Annotated in this window: 5 protein-coding genes; 1 reads left to right on the top strand and 4 read right to left on the bottom strand. The window is 71.5% G+C overall.

Features of this window, described 5'->3' with window-relative positions; all coding sequences use genetic code 11:
* Positions 1 to 126 precede the first annotated feature (126 nt).
* The 4 genes from WBN91_RS20605 to WBN91_RS20590 form a co-directional block, all read right to left on the bottom strand.
* The gene (locus tag WBN91_RS20605) at positions 127 to 2,982 is read right to left on the bottom strand and encodes an AfsR/SARP family transcriptional regulator (protein ID WP_337725035.1); all 2,856 of its coding nucleotides are present in this window, start codon (positions 2,980 to 2,982) and stop codon (positions 127 to 129) included.
* A 366-nt stretch (positions 2,983 to 3,348) separates the two neighbouring features.
* The gene (locus tag WBN91_RS20600; protein ID WP_337725036.1) at positions 3,349 to 3,993 is read right to left on the bottom strand and encodes a DedA family protein; all 645 of its coding nucleotides are present in this window, start codon (positions 3,991 to 3,993) and stop codon (positions 3,349 to 3,351) included.
* Between the two features lie 601 nt (positions 3,994 to 4,594).
* Positions 4,595 to 4,786 (bottom strand): DUF397 domain-containing protein, encoded by a 192-nt coding sequence (locus WBN91_RS20595; RefSeq protein WP_337725037.1) that lies wholly within the window; start codon positions 4,784 to 4,786, stop codon positions 4,595 to 4,597.
* 5 nt (positions 4,787 to 4,791) lie between these two features.
* Positions 4,792 to 5,652 (bottom strand): helix-turn-helix domain-containing protein, encoded by an 861-nt coding sequence (locus WBN91_RS20590; protein WP_337725038.1) that lies wholly within the window; start codon positions 5,650 to 5,652, stop codon positions 4,792 to 4,794.
* Between the two features lie 179 nt (positions 5,653 to 5,831).
* Here WBN91_RS20590 and WBN91_RS20585 point away from each other — a divergent pair, with 179 nt between their 5' ends.
* Positions 5,832 to 6,158, top strand: a complete 327-nt coding sequence (locus WBN91_RS20585; RefSeq protein WP_337725039.1) for a hypothetical protein — start codon at positions 5,832 to 5,834, stop codon at positions 6,156 to 6,158.
* Positions 6,159 to 6,394 lie beyond the last annotated feature (236 nt).

Genomic DNA, 6,394 nt, shown 5'->3' with positions numbered 1-6,394 from the left:
GCCCTTCCCGTGGTCGCTGCCGCTTGGCTTGCGCCTTCGGCGGAACCGCCCTTCGGGCGAAAAGCGGCGCGGCCGGTGAGTGGGGGGTGGAGTGGGCTTGCGGCCGGCGGTTTGAATGGTGCGGAGTTAAGGCGTGGGGGCTGTTGAGCGGGATCGGGCCAGTCGGGCGCGTACCTGGTCCGCCTCCGGAGCATTCAGCTCGGTGAACAGCGCCAAAGCCCGCTGCCAATGCGCCAACGCCCCCACCACCCCCTGCCGGTCGAACACCGTCGCCAACCGGTCATGCGCCAATGCCTGGTGGTACGGACTCATGGCCGCCGAAGCCACCGACAACGCCGTCCGCGCCGAAGACACCGCGTCCGACAGCTCACCGGACTCCATCAACACCGTGGCCAGGTCGATGTGGCAAGTCGACTCGCCACACTGCTCCCCCACCTCGCGATACATCTCCACCGCGCCGCGCAACCACGTCTTGGCGTCGTCGTACCGCTGCGTCGACAGGTAAAGCAGGCCCATGTTGTGGTGCGCCGTAGCCTCCGCCCACCGCGCCCCGGCCGCCCGCGACACCTCCAGCGCCTCCCGGTAAAACGCCTCCGACTCGTCCGCACGACCCAAGCTCTGCAACATGTCCGCGACGGTCGTCAACGCCCGCGCCTGCGCGCTGACGTCCCCAGACGACCGAGCCACCTCCAAGGCCTCCCGCAAACGTGCCAAGGCCTCATCAGTCCGGTGGAACTGCGCCAGGGCCACGCCGAGGTTGAACAGAGTCACGAACCGCGCCTCAGGCTCTCCCAAGGACGTAGCCGCGCGCATCGCCGCCTCGGTCGTCCTCAGCCATGTCGACCGGTCCGTCCGCAGCCAGAAGAACCGGGACAGCGTGTACGGCAACTGCCACGCGTGCACCAGCCACGCCCGGTCCGCACCCTCACCCGCCAACTCCGCCGCCGCGATGATGTTGCCCTGCTCGGCCTCCAGCCACGCGATAGCGTCGCCGGAACCGGTCAGCCTCGGCACCTCCAACGGCACCAGTTCCGGTGCCACCCGCACGGAACCACGCCCGACCGGCAGCAGCCCATCGGCCAGGTCGGCGCAATGCAGGTAGAAATCCAACATCCGACTCGTAGCTTCGTGCCGCTGCGCCGGTGCCAACTCCGCAGCCAAGGTCCGGGTGTATACACGGACCAGGTCGTGTGCCCCGTAGCGGCCGTTCTCGTTGACGGACAACAGGTTCGCGGCAGTCAACGCGTCCAGCGCCCGCTGAGCCTCGGACACCCGCACCCGGGCCATCGCAGCCACCACGTGCGCGGTCACATCGGGGCCGGGGTGCAAGCCCAGCAGAGCCAGCAAGCGAGCCGGCAGCGGGGACAGCGCCCGGCGGGAGGCGTCCAGCGCGGCCCGCACGGTGGAGTCCTCGTCCTCCAGGCCCAGGGCAGCCAAGCGGCCGTGTTCGTCGTCGAGTTCCGCCACCAGTTCCGCCGCCCGCAACGAAGGCGCCACCGCCAAGCGGGCGGCAGCGATGCGCAGGGCCAGTGGCAGGCCGTCGCACAACACGGCCAGCCGCCGCAGCGCGCCGACCTCCGCCCCGTCGCGCCCAGCGACACGGCCCAGCACCTCGACGGCGGCGTCGGTGTCGAGCATGTCCAGTTCGACCAGCTTGGCCTCGGCGTGCGCCACCAAGCCCACCAGCCGCCGCCGGGACGTCACCACGACGCACGACGGCGAGCCGGGCAGCAGCGCCATCAGCTCGGTCGAGCCGCGGGCGTTGTCCAGCATCACGACCATCCGCCGGTCGGCGATGAGCGTGCGGAACAGGGCCGACCGCTCCTCCACCGTGACCGGGATGTCCGCAGACGGCACCCCGAGCGTGCGCAGGAAGCGGTTGAGCACCTCGCCCGCGCCCAACGGCTCCTGGTTGGGGTCGTAGCCGTGCAGGTCGATGTAGAGCTGGCCGTCCGGGAACTCGTCGCGCACGCGGTGCGCCCAGTGCAGGGCCAGCGCGGTCTTGCCGACGCCGGCCGGGCCGGTGACCACCAGCACCAGCCCGCCGGACGGGTGGGACGCCAGCAGGCCGTCCAGCTTGGCCAGTTCCGCGTCCCGGCCGATCAGCGAGACGGGGGCGCGCGGCAGCTGGGCCGGGGTCGTGGGCAGCGCCGGCTCGGGGGCCTGCGGTGGGATCACCATCGGGCGGGTGGGCCGTTCGGGCTCGGGGTCCTCCCCCGACAGCACCGCCTGCTGGAGCCGGCGCAGCTCCGGGCCGGGTTCGACGCCCAGCTCCTCCACCAGCACCCGGCGCGCCTCGCGGTACACGGCGAGCGCCTCGGCCTGCCGGCCCGCCTGGCACAGCGACCGCATCAGCAGGCCGTGCACGCGTTCCCGCAACGGGTGTTCGGCGACCAGCGCGGTCAGCTCCTGCACCAGCTCCGCGCCGCGGCCGATCAACAGCAGCAGTTCGGCGCGTTCCTCCAGGACGGCGAGCCTGCGTTCGGTCAGGCGACCCCGTTCCACCTCGGCGAACAGGCCGGTCACGCCGCCGAGCGGTTCGCCGCGCCACAGCGCCAGGGCGTCGTCCAGCACGCGGGCGGCGGCTTCGAGGTCGCCGGTGGATCTCAGGCGGCCGGCGGCGGCGACCCCGCGTTCGAAGGCGTCCAGGTCGACCGCGGCCGGGTCGACGCGCAGCAGGTAGCCGTCGCCGACCGAGGTCAGGGTCTCGGCGGGGGCGCGGCGGGCGCGGCTGGGTTCCAGGGCGCGGCGCAGGCCGGCCACGTAGGTCTGCACGAGGTTGACCGCGCTGGTGGGCGTGGCGTCACCCCACACCGCGTCGATGATGTGGTCCCGGCTGACCGGCGTGTTGCGGGCCAGCAGCAGCACCGCCAGCACGGCACGCTGCTTGGCGGCGCCCAGGTCGACTTCCCGGCCACCGCGCACCACCCGGAGCAGGCCGAGCACCTCGAACCGCAAGGGCTCCACGCCGTCGTACTCCACGGACCGATCCTTCGCCGAAGGGCTGGCTCAGCACTCAGCCTAGGAGATCACTTCAGTGCGACTCCAGTCGCTCTGTAGACCGCATTCTTACGCTATGCGTGTCCGACCGACCACACAGGGCGAACCCCGGTGGGGAAGGTTGGGCCAGACAGCGGATCACCCGCTGCTCTCCGAGAACGACGAGGGCCGGCCGGCGTGCAAGGGGCATCCAGCCCGCGGCGGCGGAACGCCGGCCCGCCCTCGTCCCCTCGACGTTCACACGGGCGGTGCCATCCGGTAGGGGATGACGTCAGCCCTTTGCCCTCCCCCAGTGGAAGGGGCCGCGCCCGGGACCCGAACCCTCGGACGCGGCCCCTTCGACCTGTTTCAGGCGACCTCTTCCAGTTCCTTGGCCGTGCCGGCGGCGGCCTTGCGGCGCTTGCGCAGGAAGACCACGACCGCCACCACGAGGGCGAGCCCCATCAGCACCCACATCGCGCCGTTGAACACCGACTCGATGTACTTCGCCGAGGCCCCCGCCGCCGACCCGATCCCGATGTGCAGCGCCGACCAGCACACCGCGCCGGCGATCGACGCGGGCAGGAACCGCCGGTACTCCAGCTTCGACGCGCCGGCCGACGCGGGCACCAGGGTCCGCACCACCGGCATGAACCGGGCGAAGAACACCGCCCACGCCCCGCGTCGCCGCAGCAGCGCACCGGCCTTGTCCCAGTGCTCCTGCCCGAGCTTGCGCACGACCTTGCTGTCCCGCAGCCGGTCGCCGAACCGCCGCCCGAGGTAGTAGCCGATGCTGTCGCCCGCCACCGCGCACACCGACACGACCAGCCACATGACCAGGAACCGGGGCACGCTGGTCACGGTCGTCGAGGCCAGCAGCAGCGCGCTCTCCCCCGGCGCGATGAACCCGACGCCGAGCGTGCACTCCGCCAACGTCAACGCGCCCGTCACCGCCAGCACCGCCGGCTGCGGCAGGCCGGCCAGCCCCTCCAGCGCGTCGGTCAGGAACGCCATGTCTTTTCCCCCAAGTGAGAACGAGGACCGCGCCGTGCAGGGCGGCCGTCCGGCACCCGGCCGCGGTCGGCCGGTCGCCGTGGAACAGGGCGGCTACCAGCGCCACGCCGAGGACCGCGCAGATCTTGCCCGATCGGGTGAGGGCCGCCAACGCCCCGGTCGCGGACGCTAGCGCCGCCGAAGTGCCGCAGTCCCAGCGCCGCAACAACTCCGGGTCGCCGACCAGCGACGGGAAGGTGAACACCCCGAGCCGCGCCCCGGTGACGGGTGAGGGCGGCGGTCAGCACGAACGCGACCACGCCCGCCACGGCGAGGAACACCGCCACCGGCACGCGCAAGACCCGACCCACTGCCACCACCCCCTTGGGCGAACAGTTCACCCGAGGGGGTGGGCTCGGCACATCGGACCACGGTCTGGCGGCGATCAGACCGTGGTCGTACGGGTCCCTGGTCGAACGTCAGGGGTCGCCGGTCGAAGGTCGGGGGTGCCGGTCGAAGGTCGGGGGTGCCGGTCGAAGGTCGGGGTGCCTGGTCAAGCGCGAGGGGGCGGACCCCCGAGTCGGAGCCCGCCCCCTCGCCGTTCAGCGCCGTCCAGCGCCGGTCAGCGCTCGTCGTAACGCCCTCTCTTGGTCACGTCGACGAATCGCCACCACTGCGCGGACCCGAAGCTCAACGCACCGGCGCCGCGGTTCTTCGAATCGCGCACGGCGGCACCCACGTCGTTCAGCGCGATTTCCACGCACTCCGGTCCGGACGCGGACGAACGCTTGCTCTTGCGCCACTCCTGCTGCATGGGTTTCACTCCCGGTTCGCGGAATGTTCGCGCGCGACCCGCTCGACAAAGGCTGCCGACTCCGCTGGGTCCAGGGAGTTCGCGGCCAGTCGCGCGAACATGTCGGAATATCGGGCGACGTCGGAGGGTTGTTCCAAATAGACGTCGCCTCGCGTGCTTTCGATGTATACCACGTCCGGGTCGAGCTTCTCGGGAAAAGTGAGGATGACGAACGGGCCGTCCATCGCAGCGTGACCGCCGGTGCGAAATGGCGTCACCTGAAGGGTGACATTGTCGAGCTGTCCGACTTCGTTCAGTTTCCGCAATTGTGCGCACATCACGTCCGCGCCGCCGACGAGCCTGCGCAGGGCGGCTTCGTCGATCACGACGTGGAGGGTGAGCGGGTCGTCCTCGTGCAGCAGGGCTTGGCGGGCCTTGCGCAGCGCGACGCGGCGGTCGACCTCGCCGGGGGCGGCGTCGGGCAGGACGTCGGCGATGAGCGCGCGGGTGTAGCCCTCGTCCTGGAGGAGGCCGGGGATCATCAGGCCCTGGTAGGTGCGGACGGTGTCGGCGTCGGCCTCGAACCCGATGTAGCGGCCGGGCACGATGTCGCCGAACTCGTCCCACCACGCCTTGCGCCGGGCCTCGCGGGCGAGCTGGACCAGTTCCTCCAGCGTCGCCTCGTCCGCGCCGTACGCGCCGAGCATGTCCCGGACGTCACGGGGCGTGACGCCCACGCGGCCGGTCTCGATGCGGCTGATCTTGGAGGCGGAGCACTCCAGGCGCTCGCCGACTTCCTCGATGGTGAGCGACGCGGCTTCGCGGAGCCTGCGCAGTTCGCTGACCAGTCGGCGCTTGCGCAGCGTGGGGCTGCTGCCGCGGGCCATCGGCACACCTCCTCGTGGTCCCCTCGGAAGTGTCCGGCCGGGTGCGCACGGAGCAAAGGGACGTCATCCATTCGTGTAGTGCAACTTGCAGACCGCCGGTCGCCGGTCGCAGGCTGCTGCACGGCACACCACACGCGAGGCCGGGCACTGCACACGAGGCCGGAAAGGAGCCGCTGAAGATGTCCACGACGGTCTTCAGCCAGCTCGACAAGTCCCTGCACGACCACCTGTCCGCCCTGGTACACCTCGCAGCCACCGCCGACGACCCCACAGCAGCCGACCTGGCCCGCACAGAACTCCCCAGGGTGGTGGCCGCCCTACGAGCCCTTCTGGACGAACACACCCCAGACCTCCACGGCCGCTGCCCAACTTGCCGAACCCACCAATCCCGCCGCTTCAGCCGCAAACTCCCCTCCCCTTGCCGCGCCTACTTGGGCGCCCAACTGGCCCTGACGGTGACAGCGGAAACCCCCGGCCTACACCGCCACATCCGCACCGCCGTCTAACTCCCCCCACCCCCGACACGGCCACCCTTCGACGCGACCAGCCCTCGAACACGGCCACCCCTCCAGCAAGCAGCCCAACTCTCCAGGCAAAGCACCCCACAAGACCTGGCCGGGCGACGCGCCTCCCCCCGAAGAACAAGCCCCCATCCGCGCCGCCCGACCACCCCCGCGACGGAACCGACCTCGCACCCCCGACCGGGGCCGGTTCCGCCGCGGGACCTGGGCCGGCAACACCC

Origin of the sequence: Saccharothrix sp. CCNWYY140 (genome assembly GCF_037401995.1) — a bacterium.
GTDB lineage: Bacteria > Actinomycetota > Actinomycetes > Mycobacteriales > Pseudonocardiaceae > Actinosynnema.
Note: the sequence above shows the minus strand (reverse complement) of the source record. Positions and strands in the feature narration are given on the sequence as shown.